The following is an 18097-nucleotide window of genomic DNA, read 5'->3' as shown; positions in this document are numbered from 1 at the left end:
GGCACTCCGCAACGGGTCCCGCAGGCGTGGACGTACAGTCGCTCGCATGATGCGTACTGCGGATCGGCTCATCGCCGTCATCGCCACCGGGGGCACGATCGCCAGCCGGCGGAGTGCCGACGGCACGAGCGCCCCGGCCCTCGGGGGGCACGACCTGCTCGCCCTCTTCCCGGCGGCTTCGGCCGACCTCCGCCTGGTCGATCTGATGGCGAAGGACTCCTCGGCCCTGACGCTGCGTGACATGCAGCGGATCAGCGATGCCGTCGGCGAACAGCTCGCCGACGACGCTGTGGACGGGGTCATCGTCCTGCACGGCACCGATGCGATGGAGGAGACCGCACTGCTGGTCGACCTTCAGCACCGCAGCCCGAAGCCCGTCGTGTTCACCGGCGCGCAACGTACGGCGGACCATCCGCAGCCGGACGGCCCACGCAACGTCGCGGCGGCGATCAGGGCCATCACGGATCACCCCGCGGGAGAGCCGGCTGTGGTCATCGCCTTCGGTGACCGTCTGCTGCCGGCGTGGACGGCGTACAAGCACAGCACGGACGAGTCGGACGCCTTCCGGGTCGCCGGGTCGCCCACTCCCGCCGGGTCGCCCACTCCCCCCATCGGGTCGCCCACGCCTCCCACGGGCCGGCACGACACTCCCGCCGGGTCGCAGACTCTCGCTGGCCGACCACATTTGCCCGGCTCGGTCGCCGCTGTCCGGATCGACATCGTGGCCGTCCATCCCGGCGTCGACGCGCTGCACCTCGAGACGAGTCTCCGGGCAGGCGCCGACGGAGTGGTGCTCGCCGCCCTGGGATCGGGCAACGCCTCCCCCGAGGTCGTCGAGGGCGTACGCCGTTGCACTGCTGCCGGCGTGCCGGTGGTGGTGTCCAGTCGAGTGCCCGAAGGGCCGCTGGTCGCCAGCTACGGCGGCGGTGGCGGCGGCGCCGATCTTGCCGCCGCGGGCGCCATCCACTCGCGCTCCCTGCGTCCGGGCCAGGCCAGGATCCTGCTGGCCGCGCTCTGCGCCTCCGGACGGCCCCGGGCGGAGATCGCCGCAGCGTTCAGCGACGGTCGACTGGTCGAATCGACCGTCGTCCCCACCGGGGCAGCCGGCTCGATCGGCTGACATTGCGCCGGCCTCACACCGCCCGCGACCGGCCGGGCTCAGGGGACCCGCAGCACGTCCTCCAGCGCCCGGCGGGGGCTCGGGGCTGCGGTGCGCACCGGGTGCCCGAGGCGGAACGAGAGCAGTCCCTCGGCGGCGGGCAGGCCGGTGGCGTCGGCCCACCGGGCGGAGAACCGATCGGGCGCCCCGGTGGTGGTGTCCCGGGCGATCCGTTCGGTGATCTGGTTCATGTGGTGCAGGCCCAGCCCGGCCGCGGTGGCGACGAGGTGGAGGTGTTCCAGCAGCCGCCCAGCAGCCAGGCGGGCGGCCGGATCGGTGGTGTCAGTCACCCGGATGATGCCGTACGCCACGGCGGTGGCGGTGTGCACGTCGCGGGTGGAGTTCACCCAGAACCGGTCGCCGGCCGTGCGCGACTGTGCCGGGAGGATCTTGGCCATCGCCAGGGTGGCGTCGTCCAACCCCTGGCAGTCCAGGGTCAGCCCGTCGCGGTGCGCGTCGATGGCCGAGCGGTCGTTGCGGAACCACGAGAACGCCTCCACCGACATCGGTTCGTCGTCGACGATTGCCTGGGTCGCCTCGACGTAGAGGGCGCCGAGCGCCGCGAGCCGAGGCGGTGCGGTCACCCAGTGGACGGCGGCGCCGGACGGGGCATCCACGGTCAGTGCGGCCAGGGTCCCCGCGTCGAGGGGACGGTCGGCGTACGGTCCGCGGTTCGTGTGCCGGGCGGAGATCGCCGCAGCCAACTCACGCTCGCGTACGGTCGGCGCAGGGCCCGGTCCGAGACGGAGCCGCGCGGCAGGGCCGGCCGGGTCGCCACCGGGCCAGACCTCGACGGTGGCCGCGAGTCCGCGGGCCCGGGCGGCGATCACCATGTTCTGCACGGCGCAGCCGAGGCCGGCGACCCGTTCCCGGCCGTCAGGATCGCAGGTCGGCGTCGCCCGGGCAGGATCGTCGACGAGGTCGATCGTGGCCGTCCCCTCGGCCGCTCCCGGGACGGTGTCCACCGCGCCCTCATCGAGGGTGAAGGTCCACGGCTGCAGATTGTGCGGGTTGGCGGCGAGCACCCCGGCCGCCACCACCGCCGCCGGGCCGGGCACGTCCTGCCAGCTCGACCACAGCGCGTACGGCGCCCCCTTGCCCTGCGCCCACACGCCGTTCGCCGCTCCGCGGATGCCGGCCCCGGCCACAGCGGTCAGCGCGACCGCGCCAGTGCCGATCCCGAGACCTCTGAGAACGGTGCGGCGCGAGATCCGCACTGGCTCGGCCGACGGGGAGACGCCAGGGCGTGGGTCAGCGGGCTGCGGCATGAGGTCCTCCGGTCGGGCGGTCATGGTCGGGACTCGGGGTCGGTCGGAGCGGATGCGGGGTCGGCCGGGGTGGCGGCGGGATCGGACGGGCCGGAGGCAGGATCGGACGGGTCGGCGGCGGGGTCGGACGGGTCGGCGAGAGCCAGCGCCCGGCGCCCGGCGTCGGTCAACGACGGCCCGATCACCGCCCGGGCGAGTCGGGTGGCATCGAGGCCACCGTCCCCGGTCGCCCGGGCGAACGGCCCGGCGGTCTCGGCGACCAGCCACAGCACCTCGACCAGCACACGGACGGTGGCCGGAGGCCGCGGGGGTCGCAGCAGTCCGGCGGCGATGACCTGCTCGGTGAGTTCGACGAGCAGATCGACCCGCGCCGCGTGGTTGCGGCGGTACTCCGCGGCGAGGGCTGGTTCGGCGTGGAGCAGCGGCAGCAGTTCGCGCTGGAAGAAGGCGTAGTCCTCGTTGATCCGGTGCTGGGCCGGGATCCGTCCCCACAGCAGCGCCAGGATGTCCGCCGGATCGGGGGACGGGTCCTGGCCGAGGTCGGCGGGCAGTCCGGAATCGGCGATCCACTGGGCGAACAGTTCGTGGACGATCTCGGTCCTGGAACCGAACCAGTAATAGAGGTTCCCCGGGCTGATCCCCGCCTCCTTGGCGATCCGCCCCGGCGTGACCGGGCCGATCCCCTCCTCCGCGAACAGCCGGCGGGCCGTCCGGAGGATGTCGGCGCGGCGGCGTGCCGCGCGCTGCGGCACCCGTGCAGGCACTGTCATGGCACCTACCCTACCATTATTAGACAAATCCCTCTAATAGATCTGATCGATCACGCTCCGGCGCCCCCTCCGAGGTCCCCTTGCCCCAAGGCCCACCTTGAGCACTCCCCGCGGTCACCATGGGCACCCCCGAGGTCACCGTGGCCCACGCCGACACGACCTTCGAGCCGCCGTGATCCAGATCACCGATCGCCCCACGTACGTCCCGCCGGGTTTCTATCCTGAAAGGGATCAGCCCCGCCGCCGGCCGCGATGACGGAGCATCCCCACTCCGTGCGGGCCCGGCCCCTCACGGGCTGGCTGTGCCCGAGGAGGCGAATCATCATGCGAACCATCGTGGTGACCGGGGCGGCATCCGGCATCGGCAAGACCTTGGCGAGGATCCTCACCGAACGAGGTGAGCGCGTCATCGGTGTCGACCTGCATGACGCTGATGTCACCGTGGACCTGACCACGACCGAGGGACGTACGGCGCTGGTCGACGGAGTCCGGGAACTGACCGGCGGCAGCATCGACGCGATCGTGGCGAACGCCGGGCTTGCGCTGCCCATCCCGAAGACCGTGGCGGTGAATTTCTTCGGCGCGCTCGCCACCCTCGAGGGGCTGCGGCCACTGTTGGCCGGATCGGCGGCGCCACGGGCTTCGGTGACCTGTTCGATGGCCTCGCTCTACCCACCGGACGCCGAACTACTCGACGCACTGCTCGCCGAGGACGAGCCGGCGGCCCTCGCCCGGGCCGAGGAGCTGGCGGCGGACACCCAGACCGGGACGCTGATCTACGGCACCACGAAGCAGGCGCTCGCCAAGTGGATCCGCCGCCATGCGACCGGCCCGCAGTGGGCCGGCGCACACATCCCGCTGAACGGGATCGCGCCCGGCATCGTGGTGACCCCGATGACCCATGACCTGATGGCGACCAAGGAGGCGGTCGACGCCCTGCTGCAGCAGGTCCCGATGCCGCTGAACGGGCCGATGGAGCCGGAAGTCCCGGCCCACCTGCACGCCTGGCTGGTCTCGGAGGAGAACAGCCACCTGTGCGGGCAGATCGTCTTCGTGGACGGCGGCTCCGACGTGGCGATCCGCGGCGACGCCACCTGGTGAGCCACGACGACGGTGGCGACCGCCAGGCCGGCCGCTACCGCCGGGCCGGCGCCCATGCCTGGGTCGCGACCTGCACCGCGTCCCACGGCGATCCGAGCGGCGGGGTGTAGCTGAGGTCGAGCTCGGAGACCTGGTCAACGGTCAGGCCGGCGTAGAGCGCCGTGGCGTACGTGTCGACGCGCTTGGCCACCTCGGTGCCGAGCCGGCCCACCAGCTGAGCCCCCAGCAGCCGACCATCCCGCTCGTCACCGGTGATCCGAAAAGCGATCGGATGCGCGCCCGGGAAGTACCGCTTGTGGTCGTCGGCGGCGGCCGCGGAGGTGACCGGCGCGAACCCGGCCCGGACGGCCTCCCGGTCCCGCAGCCCGGTCCGTGCCGCGACGAGGTCGAAGACCTTGACCACCTGGGTGCCGACCGATCCGGCGAACCGGGCGTCGCCGCCGACCGCGTTCTCCCCGGCAACGCGTCCCTGCTTGTGCGCCGTGGTGCCCAGCGGCAGGTAGCTGACGCCGAGCAACCGGTGGTGGGTCACCGTCCCGTCGCCCGCCGAGAAGATGTGCGGCAGCCCGGTGCGCATCCGCTCGTCGACGGCGACCGCGCCACCCGCGCCGAGAGTGGCTCCCGCGTGGGCCAGCAAGGCCGTGTTGGGCCGTACGCCGACCACCACCAGGACCAGATCGGCCGATCGGGTGAACGGAGCACCCTGGTGCACGCCGGACACCTGCAGCCCCGCCCCGCACCGCTCGACCCCAGTCACCGTGGTGTCGACCAGCACCTCGACGCCGTGCGCGGACAGCTCGGCGTGCACCTGTGCCCCGAGCTGCGGATCGAGGGTCGACAGCACCTCGTGACCGCGCTGGAGCTGGGTGACCCGGATGCCGCGGACGGTGAACGCTTCGGCCATCTCGAGTCCGACGTAGCCGGCGCCGACGATGATCGCAGTCTGCGGGGCCCGCTCGGCGAGGTGGCGATCGAGGGCGAAGGTGTCCCCCATCGAGTGCATCACGTGCAGCCCGTCGTCCGGGCCGAGCCGGTCCAGTCCGGCGATGCCGGCACCGGAGGGCAGCGCGCCGGTGGCGACCACCAGCTCGTCGTACGCCACCTCGGTGGCGCCGCCGGGCCCGCGTACGCTCAGCCGCCGGCCCGTCACGTCGATGGCCTCGGCCCGGGTGTCCAGCAGGAGGCGTACGCCGGCGGCCTCGAGATCGGCGATGGTGCGGTGGGCCAGCGACTGCCACGGCGTGACGTCACCGGAGACGTAGTACGGGATGCCACAGATGGAGTAGTTCGGGTAGCGATCGGCCACCACCACGGTGACCTCTGCACTCGGATCGAGTTCGCGGGCCCGGAGTGCGGCGGAGATGCCGGCGTCGGAGCCGCCGACAGCGATCAGATGGGGCACGAGGGGATCCTCTCAGGGCCAGGGGTCGGTCGGAACGGAGCGCCGAGCGGACGTCAGGCGAGGGCGCTGTGGAGCGTGATCCCGGGAGTGGCCCGGTCATCGGCGGTCAGCGGGACCTGGACGGCGCGGGCACTCGCTCGGCCGACCCGGTCGAGCGGGCCGCGCTCGGCGGCCTGCCTCCTACGCAGCAGGGGGTCGGTGGTCGGGTTGCCGGTGAGGGTCTGGTTGACCACCCACGCCCACGGATGGATGTCGGCGCGTTCGAGATCGGCCTGGAGTTGCTCGGCCTCGAGGACGGGGGTGGTCTCGGCCAGCGTGACGAGGATGACCTTGGTGTAGTCGGGGTCCTGAAGGCGCATCATCGGTGTCGTGAAGCGGGTGCCCGGCGCCATGTTGCGGGCGACGTCGTGGTGGTAGGAGCCGGTGGCGTCCAGCAGGAGCAGGGTGTGACCGGTCGGGGCGGTGTCCATGATCACGAAGCGTCGACGCGCGTCGAGGACCGCCTGGGAGAAGGCCTGGAAGACCGCGACCTCCTCGGTACACGGAGATCTGAGGTCCTCGGCGAGTTGCGCGCGCCCGTCGTCGTCGAGGGTGGCGCCCTTGGTGGCCATCACGTGGGCCCGGTAGTCGGCGACGGCCTGTCCGGGGTTGATGCTGGACACCCGCATGCCCTCGCGTGCCAGGGAGAGGTCGAGATGGGCGGCCGGGTCCGTGGTGGTCAGGTGAACGTCCTTGCCCCGGGCGACCAGCCCGCGCGCGATCGCGGTGGCGATGGTCGTCTTGCCGACGCCACCCTTCCCCATGCACATCACCAGCCCGTGCTCCTGTTCCGCCAGGACGTCGACCAGGGAGTCAAGGCCGGGCAGCACAGGATCGGCGGTGCTCGAGTCTTCGGCCGCCGAGAGGGTCACGGCGGCGCTCTCCTCGCAGAGGAGATCCCGCAGGGCCGGCATTCCGACCACGTCGGTGCCGCGCAGCGGGAGGAGGTCGAGGGTCAGGTCGGCGAGCCGGGGGGACATCGCCGCCAGCGCGGCCTCCTCACGCCGGTGGATGGCGTCGGCCAGCGGATCATGGTCGGGACCCGGTGGCAGGATCGCATTGACCACCAGGTGAGTGGCGCGTACGCCGGCCTCGCCGAGTTCATCGACCGTACGGGCGGCCTCGGTCAGGGCACCGATCTGGGCGCGGGCGACGAGGACAAGACGGGTCCGGGCGGGGTCGGCCAGCGCGGTGAGGGCGTCACCGTACGTGGCCCGGGACTTCTCCAGCCCCGACATCGGGCCGAGGCACGAGGTGTCACCCAAGCCGTCGTCGATGAACCGGGTCCATTGGCCAGGTAGTTGGAGCAGCCGGATGGTGTGGCCGGTCGGGGCGGTGTCGAAGACGACGTGATCGTAGCCGCGGGTCAGGTCGCTGTCGGCGAGAAGATCGGTGAACTCGTTGAACGAGGCGATCTCGGTCGTGCAGGCGCCGGAGAGTTGTTCGGTGACCGACGCCAGATCCGCCGCCGAGAGGAAGCCCTTCAGGGGCGCCACGGTGCGTTCGCGGTAGTCGGCCGCGGCCTGCTCGGGGTCGATCTCCAGGGCGTCCAGACCCGGAGCGGCCACCACCGGCGTGATCCGGTTGCCGATCGTCTGGCCGAAGACCTGGCCGACGTTGGACGCCGGGTCGGTGGAGACGAGCAGCACCCGCCGGCCCCGGTCGATCAGGTCGACGGCGGTCGCGCAGGCGACGCTGGTCTTGCCGACCCCACCTTTGCCGGTGAAGAAGAGGTAACGGGGAACGCCATCGAGATACCGCATGGCTCGCCTCAGCAGCAGGATCGGGTGGGGGCGGAGATCTGCAGGACCTGCGGCGCCGGGCTACAACATCCCGACGCCTGATCATCGGCGCCACAGCAGGAGGACTCGGTCGCCGCCGCAGGTGCCGACGCGGGCGCGGCCAGGCCGGCGAAGCGCGCCAGTTCGGCCCGTGAGGGGTAGCGGCCGGTGAGGACGGTGATCCCGTCCACCACGACCAGAGGCAGTGCCTCGGCACCGGCCACCCGGACGAACGCGCGGGCGGAGGGGTCCTCGGCGAACGCCGCGGGGTCCTGGGCGAGGTTGGCCCGGGTGACCTCGACGCCCTGGGTGGCGAGCCAGCGGGCATCGGCGGTGAAGTCGACCAGCGCCTGTTCCGGATCCGGCCCGCAGACACCGGTGTTGCAGCACAACGGCCCTTCAAAGACCTTCAACGCCACCATGAACAACCCCTCACATCGAAAACTGTCGATGTGAGTCAATCACTTGCATTGACCGGCGTCAATATGGCGTCAGCAACACCGGGCGTCGGTGACGATCGGCTCGGCAAGGAAGCCCTGAGCGACACCCAGAGCGTCGGCGACGGCGGTGTAGTGTGCCCACCGCCCCCGCTGTTCGCGGACAACCAACCCCGCATCCACCAACTTCTTCAGGTGATGCGACAGGGTGGGCTGACTGATCCCCAGGATCTCAGGAAGGTGACAGGCGCAGGCGGTGCCGTGTTCGGACGAACGGATGTGCGCCAGGAGGCGCACCCGGGTCGGATCCGCGAGCGCCTTGAAGATCTCGGCCAGCCCTGCGGCTCGCTCGGACGACATGAGCGCCGACCCCTCGATACAGACCTCGTCGGACTCGACGAGGGGAGTCCTGTCCAGTTCAACCTGCGTCATCCCCCCAGCCTACCGGCCGCATTGACAACTGTCGATACATGCCTCACCATCCTCATATTGAGATCCGTCGATGTTGTGGAGTGGTCGTCGTTCGGTGCGTGTGAGCCCGGAGAGATTCAATGCAGCCATCAGAGCGGTGCTCCCGCCTGCTGCCCCTGACCTCGTCGGCCACATTGACAAATGTCAATCACTAAGCCAGGCTCCCATTGAGGATCATCGATATGAAGAGAGGGTTTCCGTGTCGCAGACCGTCATCCCCGAAAGGTCGGCCCACCACAGGTCGGTCGCGGGACAGCTCAGCCTGCTCGACCGTTTCCTGCCGGCCTGGATCCTCGCGGCGATGGTCGTCGGGCTGCTGCTCGGCCGGTTCGTCCCCGGGCTGTCCGCCGCCTTGGACGCGGTGAAGATCGGTTCGGTCTCGCTGCCGATCGCCATCGGCCTGCTGGTGATGATGTATCCCGTCCTGGCCAAGGTGCGCTACGACGAGACCCGCCGGGTCGCCGCCGACCGACGCCTGATGGGCCTCTCGCTGGTGCTCAACTGGATCATCGGGCCGGCGGTGATGTTCACCCTCGCCTGGCTGCTGCTGCCCGACCTGCCGGAGTACCGTACGGGCCTGATCATCGTCGGCCTGGCCCGTTGCATCGCCATGGTGCTGATCTGGAACGATCTCGCCTGTGGCGATCGGGAAACGGCCGCGGTGCTCGTGGCGATCAACTCCGTCTTCCAGGTGATCGCCTTCTCCGCCCTCGGCTGGTTCTACCTGCAGGTGCTGCCCGGTTGGCTGGGACTGCCGACCACCTCGGCGGGCTTCTCCTTCGGGGCGATCTTCGTCTCCGTCCTCGTCTTCCTCGGCATCCCGCTGGTCGCCGGGTTCCTCACCCGACACCTCGGGGAGCGGGCGAAGGGCCGCACCTGGTACGAGCAGCGCTTCCTGCCCCGGATCGGCCCACTCGCCCTCTACGGGCTCCTCTTCACGATCGTCCTACTGTTCGCCCTACAGGGTGACCAGATCACCAGCCGCCCGTGGGACGTCGCCCGGATCGCGGTGCCGATGGTCGTCTACTTCGCGATCATGTGGCTCGGCGGTCTGCTGCTGTCCCGCGCCACCGGGCTGGACTATGCCCACTCCACCACCGTCGCTTTCACGGCCGCGGGCAACAACTTCGAGCTCGCCATCGCCGTGGCCATCGGCACCTTCGGCGTCACCTCCGGCCAGGCCCTGGCCGGTGTGGTCGGTCCGCTGATCGAGGTGCCGGTCCTGGTCGGCCTGGTGTACGTCGCGCTTTGGCTCGCCCCCCGGCTGTTCCCGAACGACCCCACTCTCCCCACCCGTTGACGCCGTCCTCACCCCACTCCGATGAACCCCACTCCGATGAAAGGCGTGCTATGACCACCCCGTCCGACCACCAGGCATCCGTGATGTTCGTCTGCGTACACAACGCCGGCCGCTCCCAGATGGGCGCTGCGTACGCCCACCACCTGTCCGGCGGCATGGTCGAGGTCCGCTCCGCCGGCTCGGCTCCGGCCGATTCCATCAATCCGGCGGTCCGCGAAGCCCTGCTCGAGGAGGGCATCGACATCTCCGCGGAGAAGCCGAAGATCCTCACCCCCGAGGCCGTCCAGGCCTCGGACGTGGTGATCACGATGGGCTGCGGCGACACCTGCCCGTACTACCCGGGCAAGCGTTACGAAGACTGGGTCCTGGAGGACCCGGCCGGCCAGGGCGTCGAGGCCGTACGGCCGATCCGCGACGAGATCCGTCGCCGGGTCACCGCGTTGCTCGTCGACCTGGGTGTCGAGGTGCAGCCCACGCCCGCCGAAGCCGCCCGGCGCGACTGAGCCGGGCCGAGCGATCCCTGCAAGGAGCCTCACTCGGCAGGCTTATCAGGGCTCCGTCACACAGCCCCGCTCTCAATGGAGTGATCCGCGGGCATGCGGCCTGCGCCCTCAGGGGAAGGAGCCACCACCCAGAGGGAGTGCCCCAGCACACGCGGTCACCCCTGGCACGGTGGACGCCGGATCCATCCCTGTGGAGTGCCCCAGCACACGCGGTCACCCCTGGCACGGTGGACGCCGGGTCCATCCCCGTGGAGTGCCCCAGGACACACGGTCACCCCAGGCACGGTGGACGCCGGGTCCATCCCCGTGGAGTGCCCCAGCACACACGGTCACCGCTGGCACGGTGGACGCCGGATCCATCCCCGTGGAGTGCCCCAGCACACACGGTCACCCCAGTGATGCGTTGTGCTCATGCGTTGGTGCTGGATGACACGCAGGAACGCATGAACACAACGCATGAGCGGCCCGCGCAAGGCAGATGGGGCTGCGCCGCTCACACCTCGCCCGGCCCACCCGTCCCCTCGAGCAGTTCCCGGAGTGCCGCCACATGCCCGAGATAGGCCGTACGCCCCTCAGGCGTGAGGCGGATCCAGGTCCGCGGCCGACCGAAGGGCTGCGGCCGCTTCTCCAGGACGACGTACCGGGCATCGGCGAGGAGCCGCAAGTGCTTGGACAGCAGGGAGGTGGAGATCCCCAGCGACTCCTCCAGGGCACCGAACTCCAGGTCTCGTGTCGCCGCCAACGCGGCGGTGATCCGCAACCGGACCGGCACGTGGATGAGGTCGTCGAACCGGGCGACGATCGACCCCCAGCTCATCGCGGACCCCGGTTTACGACAGTATCTGATTCACCAGCAGCCGGGTTCACGGGCACGCGGTTCACGAGCACCCGGATCCACGACGGCCGGAATACACACCCAGGGACGCTACGAGCCCCGTTCACAGCAGGTCGTAGCGGTGGTAATCGCCGGCAGCGATGCGCCGGGCCTGATATCGCTCCTCCCAGCGCAACCAGGCGAACACACCGATCGCGGCGAACAGACCGACCCCGAGCGCATACCAGGGCTGCCAGGCCGCCGGAGCGCGGAACTGCAGGAGGACGAAGATCGCGCCGTACACCAGGGCGTACGGCAGGGTGCGGGCGCCCAGTGCCCGGGTATCGAGGATCCTGCCTCGCCGCCGGGTGAACTTTCGGTCGGCCAGCACGCCGGCGACCGAACCGACGACGAGCACGATGGCGGCGACGACCCACTGGCCGAGCAGGGCCACCGGGATCGTCATCCCCATCGTGAGAGCCAGGATCGCGTCGATCCAGGCCGGCCGGCGGGTGCCGTCGACCGCCGTGCGGCGAGCGTCGGCAGCCTTCTCGAGTGCGGCCTGGGCGCCGTCCGGGTCAGGAAGCGGGTCGACACCCATGATCGCTCCTCAGTTACTTGACGATGCTTCAAGCATCCGAGTTGCTTTCTCCTCAGTCAAGTAACTCGAGTCCACCCTCCCAGCCGGCGCAGGTCACCTCGCGCCCGGAGGCCGGATCAGGAACGAGTGGTCCGGCGGGCCAACCAGGCGGCACCGAGCAGCACCAACAGCATGCCGGGCACCGACGGCCACGGGTCGAAGGCGGCGAAACCATCGGGGTAAATCTGCACGGTGTTGAGCATCGCGTGGACCGCGCAGGCCAGTGCCAAGCCGCCACCACTGTGTCGGTACAGCAACACCATCAGGATCCGGGCCAGCACACTCACCAGGAACTGGCCCGCGAGCCACGACCAGGTGTGTCCCTGGGCGAGATAGGGCACCGAGTGCCACAACTGCCAGGCCGCACCGATGATCACCCCGGCCCCGAGCACCCCGTGGTCAGCGGTCAACCGCGCGGTCAGATAGCCCGTCCAGCCGACCTCCTCGGGGATGGCGCCGAGGAAGAACACGACGAAGAGGAGCGGCGTCAGGTACCAGGGAACCGCCGGGGCGTCACCGGGACGGGGGCCGATGAGCCAGCCCAGCGCCGCCGCGACGGGGGCGGCGCCCAGACCGACCGTCCACCACCACCGCGGCCGTACCCGGGCGACGTCGACCAACCCGGACCACACCGCGTGTAGTCCGGTCCACCCTTCCTCACGCCAGGCCAGGACGCTGGCGAGGGCCGCAGGGATGACGATCCCCACCACGGCGACCGGCAGCCCGAGGACCAACGCCCGACCGCCGGTGGCGACGGTTGCCCACCAGAGCGGGAGGACCAGCACCATGACAAGGACGAGGAACAGCCACGGCCGCCGACGGCGGGAGGCTGCGACGAGGACGGTGGCCACCCGTCCAGGCTACGTGGGGGCACGCCGGGCAGGGGTGGGGCACCTCCTGTTGAGGCCCACCCCCTTGCTTGCGACCATGGAGGGACAGCAATCAAGGGACTCCGGATGAAGACACTGCACACCGCCTATCGCGTCACCGATCTCGACACGTCACTCGACTTCTACCGGGTGCTCGGCTACCGCGAACTGGGACGCGTCGACCTCGGCGAGGGCTCGCTGCTGCTCGTGCTCGCCTTCCCCGGTGAGCAGGTGGCGAGTCTGGAACTGGCATACCGGCCCACCGACGGCCCGGTGGACCTCGGCACCGGATTCCATCACCTGGTCGTCCAGGTCCATGACCTCGAGGCGTCGATCGCGGCGCTCACCCTCGCCGGGCTGCGGCCGAGCACGCCGGAGCTCCCCGGCGGACCGGACGGTCCTCGGACGGCCTGGATCTCGGACCCGGACGGCTACCGGATCGAGCTGGTGGAATGGCCGCGCGGACACCCCGACGGGCTCACCGCCGACGACTTCCCCCGAAACTGAGCACGCCGGGTGACGGCACCTCGTCCGCCCGTCCCGATGTCCCGCCCACGCCAACCCTCAGTCCGCGGGCATCGCATCCAACGAGGCGGCGATCTCCCGGGCCCACTCCTCGATCGCCTGCCAATCGCGGAAATCGCCGGCAGGCAGGGAGTCCTTGGCGGCCGGCATCCGCTTGAGCATGCGCTCGCCGAAGCCCACCGGATCGGCGTCCGGGTCGTACGCCCCGAAGAACACCCGGTCACCTCGCGGATGCAGAGCGGACAGGTCCTCGAACTCCTTGGGTCGGGATCCCTCGAACACGTCCCGCCCCTTGTCGTCCACCGTCCGGCCGGCGTCGTCCACCGTCGTCGCCCCGACGGGACCGCTGCTGAACAGCCACAACGGCCGCTCCGCGAGCGCACCCCGGTGCCGCCGGGCGAACTGGACCGCCGGCTTCAGCCAGTGATACATGTACGCAGCCGATCCCAGGACCACCGCCGCGTAATCGTCAAGAGTCGTGACCTGATCGACCGGCGACGCGGTCGCCTGATGACCGGCCGCGGTCAGCGTCTCGGCGATCCGGGACGCGATCCCGGCCGTCGCTCCATGGCGGGTCGCGTATGCCACCAGAACCTTCATCGCGCCTCCTGCGTCGACGTCGGAGACTCGGGGTGAAGACCTGGGTCTCAGGGTGGCCCGGGACCCGGAGCTGTGCACCGGGAGTCGTGGGCCTACACAGAACCGGCCCGGCGGATCCCTTTGGAAGTGAACGATACCCAGCGGCAGAGCGGTTGACGATGGCGGCCGGCATGACGTCCACCACGGCTGCGGCGATACCGAGACCTCCGGCGCGCGTACGACCGCCCTGGCGGCGACGCGGCGTACGACCCGGCGGTGACGGCGACGCGGCGTACGACCTCACATCAAATGTGACCCAGCTAACAGAAATCCCTTGACCACCCAACCCAGATGGGAATAATGGTTATGCCATTAGCAGAATCTGGAGGGACCCATGGATGCATCGACGCCACGCCGAGGACGCCTGACGGAGTTCGCCCACAGTCTGAGCTCGCGGGATCGACGAAGCCTGGGCGGCATGCTCCTGGTGGTCGCCATCCTCCACCTCCTCGGATTCGGCATCCTGCTGGGATTCGTCACCCCGGCACAGCTCCACCTCGGCGGCGACCACCCCGTCTTCACCGTCGCCGTGGGACTGCTGGCCTACACCTTCGGCCTGCGCCACGCGTTCGACGCCGACCACATCGCAGCCGTCGACAACGTCACCCGGAAACTGATCGCCGACCGGGCGCGGACCGGCACGATCGACGGGATCCAGTCGCCACAACCACTCTCGGTGGGGTTCTGGTTCTCCCTCGGACACTCCACGATCGTCTTCGGCCTCTCGGCCTTCCTCGCCGTCGGGATCCGTACGCTCGCCACCCAGCTCGGTGACGACTCCTCCCTCCTGCACCAGCTGACCGGCATCATCGGCCCCCTCGTCTCCGGGGTGTTCCTGCTGGCGATCGGCCTGCTCAACCTCGGCTCACTGGTCGGGATCGGCCGGGTCTTCCGCGACATGAGGGCCGGCACCTTCGACGAAGCCGAGTTGGAGAGGCACCTGGACTCGAGGGGATTCTTCAATCGCCTGCTGCGCCGATTGACCCATCTGGTCCGCAAGCCCTGGCACATCTACCCGGTCGGCGTCCTGTTCGGCCTGGGGTTCGACACCGCCACCGAGGTCGGGCTGCTGGTCCTTGCCGGCGGCGCGGCGGCGTTCAACCTCCCCTGGTACGCGATCATGGTGCTCCCCGTGCTCTTCGCCGCCGCAATGAGCCTGGCGGACACGGTCGACGGGGTGTTCATGAACGCGGCGTACGGCTGGGCCTTCTCCCAGCCCGTCCGCAAGGTCTACTACAACCTCACCATCACCGTGATCTCCGTCCTGGTCGCCCTGGTGATCGGCGGCATCGAGTTGCTGGGGGTCGTCGCGAACCAGCTCGAGATCTCCACCGGCCCACTGGCCGTCATCGCCGGGATCGACCTGGACTACGCCGGCTTCGCCATCGTCGGGCTCTTCGCCGCGGCCTGGATCCTCGCCCTCGGTGTATGGAAGTTCGGCCGGATCGAGCAGCGCTGGGCGACGGTCCCTCTCACCGGCCAGGACGACCCCCAGCGCCGGGAGCGGGACGTCTCACCAATCCGTTGACACTGTGATTTGGCTAACAGTACAATGATTAGACCATTACCAAGGAGGTTCGATCCGATGCCCCAGATCTCGTACGTCAGCGCCGACGGCGACACCACGGTCGTCACCGCTGAAGTCGGTGACTCGGTCATGTCCGCTGCCTTGCGCCATGGCGTGGCCGGCATCATCGGCGAGTGCGGCGGGAACAATTCCTGCGCCACCTGCCATGTGTGGGTCCGGGACCCGTTCCGAGGGCTCGTCGGCCAACCCGGCGACCTCGAAGCCGACATCATCGACCTGGGCGTCGCCGAGCCGCGCGACTGCAGCCGACTCGGATGCCAGATCATCCTCAACGACGAACTCGACGGCCTGGTCGTCGACGTCCCGCCCACCCAGTACTGAGTCCCCGGATCCGGGCCACCTGAGTCCTCCGGGGTCCGGACTCCAGCCGCTCCGCCCCAGCCAGACCGAAAGGATCCGCCGCAATGTTGCGCCCTGAGATCAATCAACTGTTGTCCCAAACAGGCCCGGACGCCCCGATGGGCAAGCTGTTCCGCCGCTACTGGCAGCCCGTGCTGCTCGCCGAGGAACTGCCCGAGAACGACTGCCCGCCGGTACGAGTCAAGATCCTCTCCGAGCGGCTGATCGCCTTCCGGGACACCGAGGGCCGCTACGGTCTGATGGACGAGTTCTGCGCCCACCGTGGCGCCTCGATGTGGTTCGGCCGCAACGAGGAGAACGGTCTGCGCTGCCCCTACCACGGCTGGAAGTTCGATGTCACCGGCCAGGCCGTCGACGTCCCCAGCGAGGCCGACAACAGCAACTTCTGCGCCAGCGTCAAGCTCAAGTCCTACCCGATGGTCCAGCGCGGCCCGGTGCTGTGGGCCTACCTGGGCGACCCGGAGCAGCAGCCGCCGCTGCCCGAGTGGGAGTTCGCGACCGTGCCCGAGGAGCAGGCGTTCTGTTCCAAGAGGCTGCAGGAGTGCAACTGGCTGCAGGCCCTCGAGGGCGGCATCGACTCCAGCCACGTCACCTTCCTGCACGGCGGCAACGTCGACACCGACCCCCTGTTCAAGAGCGCGGCCGGCGGCGCCAACGCGTACAACAAGGGTGATCTCAAGCCCTTCTTCGAGGTCATCGACCACGAGGGCGGGCTGCTCATCGGTGCGCGTCGCAACGCCCAGGAGGACAGCTACTACTGGCGGATCACCCCCTGGGTGCTGCCCAACTTCACCATGGTCCCCCCGCGTGCGGACAACCCGGTGCACGGCCACTTCTGGGTGCCGATCGACGACGAGCACTGCTGGGCGTTCAGCTACGACTACCACCCGACCCGCCCACTGACCGCCGACGAGGTCCAGGCGATGCGCGACGGCTACGGCGTGCACAGCGCCAACGACGCCGCCACGATCTGCACCGAGACGCCGTGGTCGAGGCTGCAGATGGCCTGAAGATGGACGCCCTTGCTCGAGGCGAGCAGCAGCGCGCTGGAGGAGAGGGTGGCGAACTGGATGCTGTGGCTCTGCAGCGCGGCGGTGGTCTGGCTGCTGCCCTCGAGCAGCTGCGATTTGACGGTGACACCGGCGTCCTCGAAGTAGCCCATCTCCTGGGCGACGTCGATGGCGGAGAAGCCGATCGTGTCGACGGCCTTCCCGATCGTGACGGACGGCGTTTCCACGCTGGATGGCGGACTGGCTTGCGAACTGCCGGCGCACGCGGTCAGACCGAGTGCGACCGACAGGAGGACGGAGCACAGCGCTACCGGGTGGCGGCGCCGGCTGCGGGGACGATACGTCATTGGAACTCCCTGCGGTCAGCCTGAAACGGGTTCGTGGTGGAGCCGAGGCGACCCACCTCTTAGGCGACGACGGTAGTGGCCCAGATCACATTGGTCAATCCATTGATCCTCAGTTCAACTTGTGCACGGTCACCAGCGTGCGAGCCTGACCGGCCGTCTCGTCGTCGGCATTCGCGGTGCGCGAAGACGACGACGCCGTACGAACGATCTCGTTCGTACGGCGTCGTCCGGCGACCTTGCGACGCAGGTCCTCCGTCAGGATCGGCGAGTCGGGCTCAGGTGCCCCGGATCATTCCGCGGGCAGTGTGCGGACCCGGTCCGCCGTACGACCCAGATGACGCGTCATCACCGTCCGCGCGGCCTCGAGATCCCGCCGCTTGATGGCCTCGGCGATCTCCCGGTGCTCGGCCACGCCCCGCATGGTCATCGGCGCCGCCGCGTGCGAGGTCTCGATCGACATGCGCATCGGACCATGGAAGCTCTGCATCAGCATCTCGACGGCAGGATTGTGGGCGCAGTGGGCGATCCGTACGTGGAAGTCGGCGGAGAGCTGGACGCGGTAGTCACCCGCTGCGACCGCTGCCTCGCCCTCCTCCACCATGGCGAAGAGCGCCTCGATGTCCTCCTCGGTGGCCCTCTCGACCGCCAGGGGCAGGGTGCCGAGCTCCACGATGAAGCGGGCCTCGGTGATGTCCGCGGCGGTCAGCGGCGCCAAGGAGATGAGCTCGGCAAGTCCCTCCCCGAGTCGTTCCGCAGTCGGCGCGGTGAGGAAGGCGCCGCCGTGGGAACCGACCCGGATCGTCAGCATGCCGTTCGACTCCAGGACCCGGAACGCCTCACGGACCGTGACACGGCTGACGCCGAAGCGCTCGCAGAGGTCCCGCTCGCTGGGCAGGCGGTCGCCCACCTGCAGCTTCCCCTCACGCGCGAGCAGCTTGATCTGATCGACGATGATCTGCGATGCGCGATTGACGTGGACGGCAGAAAACAGCTCAGAACTCTTGCTGGCCATGGTGCCCCTTTCGGCCGTACGGTGGAGCGGGTCGAATCCGGCAGGATAGCCGGTGCGCCGGC

Annotated in this window: 20 protein-coding genes; 8 read left to right on the top strand and 12 right to left on the bottom strand. The window is 69.8% G+C overall.

Annotated features, from left to right (window positions below; all coding sequences use genetic code 11):
- The first annotated feature begins 46 nt into the window (after positions 1-46).
- A complete protein-coding gene (locus R0146_RS05515) occupies positions 47-1120 on the top strand; it encodes an asparaginase (protein WP_317691860.1) in 1074 nt (357 codons plus the stop codon).
- A 38-nt stretch (positions 1121-1158) separates the two neighbouring features.
- Here R0146_RS05515 and R0146_RS05510 read toward each other — a convergent pair whose 3' ends face one another.
- Both R0146_RS05510 and R0146_RS05505 read right to left on the bottom strand, forming a co-directional pair.
- The gene (locus R0146_RS05510) at positions 1159-2451 is read right to left on the bottom strand and encodes a nitroreductase family protein (protein ID WP_317691859.1); all 1293 of its coding nucleotides are present in this window, start codon (positions 2449-2451) and stop codon (positions 1159-1161) included.
- On the bottom strand, positions 2448-3197 hold the full coding sequence (locus tag R0146_RS05505) for a TetR/AcrR family transcriptional regulator (RefSeq protein WP_317691858.1): 750 nt from the start codon (positions 3195-3197) through the stop codon (positions 2448-2450). The genes R0146_RS05510 and R0146_RS05505 overlap by 4 nt, the downstream gene beginning before the upstream one ends.
- A gap of 324 nt (positions 3198-3521) precedes the next feature.
- Here R0146_RS05505 and R0146_RS05500 point away from each other — a divergent pair, with 324 nt between their 5' ends.
- The gene (locus tag R0146_RS05500) at positions 3522-4298 is read left to right on the top strand and encodes an SDR family oxidoreductase (RefSeq protein WP_317691857.1); all 777 of its coding nucleotides are present in this window, start codon (positions 3522-3524) and stop codon (positions 4296-4298) included.
- Between the two features lie 34 nt (positions 4299-4332).
- On the opposite strand, the gene R0146_RS05495 is transcribed toward R0146_RS05500, so the two are convergent.
- From R0146_RS05495 to R0146_RS05480, 4 genes are all read right to left on the bottom strand, one after another.
- A complete protein-coding gene (locus tag R0146_RS05495) occupies positions 4333-5700 on the bottom strand; it encodes an FAD-dependent oxidoreductase (RefSeq protein WP_317691856.1) in 1368 nt (455 codons plus the stop codon).
- Between the two features lie 53 nt (positions 5701-5753).
- Complete coding sequence (gene arsA / locus R0146_RS05490; protein WP_317691855.1) at positions 5754-7502, bottom strand: arsenical pump-driving ATPase; 1749 nt, start codon at positions 7500-7502, stop codon at positions 5754-5756.
- Positions 7503-7510: 8 nt separating this feature from the next.
- Complete coding sequence (arsD, locus tag R0146_RS05485; protein WP_317691854.1) at positions 7511-7942, bottom strand: arsenite efflux transporter metallochaperone ArsD; 432 nt, start codon at positions 7940-7942, stop codon at positions 7511-7513.
- Between the two features lie 69 nt (positions 7943-8011).
- Positions 8012-8389 carry an ArsR/SmtB family transcription factor gene (locus R0146_RS05480; protein WP_317691853.1) on the bottom strand — a complete coding sequence of 126 codons (378 nt, stop codon included), beginning with the start codon at positions 8387-8389 and terminating at the stop codon, positions 8012-8014.
- 238 nt (positions 8390-8627) lie between these two features.
- Here R0146_RS05480 and arsB point away from each other — a divergent pair, with 238 nt between their 5' ends.
- Together arsB and R0146_RS05470 are read left to right on the top strand one after the other, a co-directional pair.
- A complete protein-coding gene (gene arsB, locus R0146_RS05475; RefSeq protein ID WP_317691852.1) occupies positions 8628-9728 on the top strand; it encodes an ACR3 family arsenite efflux transporter in 1101 nt (366 codons plus the stop codon).
- Between the two features lie 50 nt (positions 9729-9778).
- The gene (locus R0146_RS05470) at positions 9779-10231 is read left to right on the top strand and encodes an arsenate reductase ArsC (RefSeq protein ID WP_317691851.1); all 453 of its coding nucleotides are present in this window, start codon (positions 9779-9781) and stop codon (positions 10229-10231) included.
- A 493-nt stretch (positions 10232-10724) separates the two neighbouring features.
- Here the strand turns inward: R0146_RS05470 and R0146_RS05465 are convergent, their stop codons facing one another.
- The 3 genes from R0146_RS05465 to R0146_RS05455 all read right to left on the bottom strand — a co-directional run bounded on the left by R0146_RS05465 (position 10725) and on the right by R0146_RS05455 (position 12536).
- A complete protein-coding gene (locus R0146_RS05465; protein WP_317691850.1) occupies positions 10725-11048 on the bottom strand; it encodes a transcriptional regulator in 324 nt (107 codons plus the stop codon).
- A gap of 121 nt (positions 11049-11169) precedes the next feature.
- A complete protein-coding gene (locus R0146_RS05460; protein ID WP_317691849.1) occupies positions 11170-11646 on the bottom strand; it encodes a hypothetical protein in 477 nt (158 codons plus the stop codon).
- Between the two features lie 116 nt (positions 11647-11762).
- Positions 11763-12536 carry a CPBP family intramembrane glutamic endopeptidase gene (locus tag R0146_RS05455; protein ID WP_317691848.1) on the bottom strand — a complete coding sequence of 258 codons (774 nt, stop codon included), beginning with the start codon at positions 12534-12536 and terminating at the stop codon, positions 11763-11765.
- A gap of 105 nt (positions 12537-12641) precedes the next feature.
- Here R0146_RS05455 and R0146_RS05450 point away from each other — a divergent pair, with 105 nt between their 5' ends.
- On the top strand, positions 12642-13061 hold the full coding sequence (locus R0146_RS05450) for a VOC family protein (protein WP_317691847.1): 420 nt from the start codon (positions 12642-12644) through the stop codon (positions 13059-13061).
- Positions 13062-13118: 57 nt separating this feature from the next.
- On the opposite strand, the gene R0146_RS05445 is transcribed toward R0146_RS05450, so the two are convergent.
- Positions 13119-13679, bottom strand: coding sequence for a flavodoxin domain-containing protein (locus R0146_RS05445; protein WP_317691846.1), 561 nt, complete (start codon positions 13677-13679; stop codon positions 13119-13121).
- 457 nt (positions 13680-14136) lie between these two features.
- Here R0146_RS05445 and R0146_RS05440 point away from each other — a divergent pair, with 457 nt between their 5' ends.
- The 3 genes from R0146_RS05440 to R0146_RS05430 all read left to right on the top strand — a co-directional run bounded on the left by R0146_RS05440 (position 14137) and on the right by R0146_RS05430 (position 16676).
- Complete coding sequence (locus tag R0146_RS05440) at positions 14137-15246, top strand: Nickel transporter NicT (RefSeq protein ID WP_317691845.1); 1110 nt, start codon at positions 14137-14139, stop codon at positions 15244-15246.
- Positions 15247-15303: 57 nt separating this feature from the next.
- Positions 15304-15627: a 2Fe-2S iron-sulfur cluster-binding protein gene (locus R0146_RS05435; protein WP_317691844.1), complete on the top strand. Its 324-nt coding sequence runs from the start codon at positions 15304-15306 to the stop codon at positions 15625-15627.
- Between the two features lie 83 nt (positions 15628-15710).
- Positions 15711-16676, top strand: coding sequence for a Rieske 2Fe-2S domain-containing protein (locus tag R0146_RS05430; RefSeq protein ID WP_317691843.1), 966 nt, complete (start codon positions 15711-15713; stop codon positions 16674-16676).
- Here the strand turns inward: R0146_RS05430 and R0146_RS05425 are convergent.
- Positions 16601-16903, bottom strand: coding sequence for an ABC transporter substrate-binding protein (locus R0146_RS05425; RefSeq protein WP_317691842.1), 303 nt, complete (start codon positions 16901-16903; stop codon positions 16601-16603). The two genes, R0146_RS05430 and R0146_RS05425, sit on opposite strands and share 76 nt — an antisense overlap.
- Positions 16904-17312: 409 nt before the next feature.
- Complete coding sequence (locus R0146_RS05420; RefSeq protein ID WP_317691841.1) at positions 17313-18035, bottom strand: FadR/GntR family transcriptional regulator; 723 nt, start codon at positions 18033-18035, stop codon at positions 17313-17315.
- Positions 18036-18097: the final 62 nt, after the last annotated feature.

The sequence above is a fragment of the Raineyella sp. LH-20 genome (assembly GCF_033110965.1).
GTDB lineage: Bacteria > Actinomycetota > Actinomycetes > Propionibacteriales > Propionibacteriaceae > Raineyella.
The sequence above is the reverse complement of the archived record's forward strand: the minus strand, read 5'-3'. Positions and strand labels throughout refer to the sequence as shown.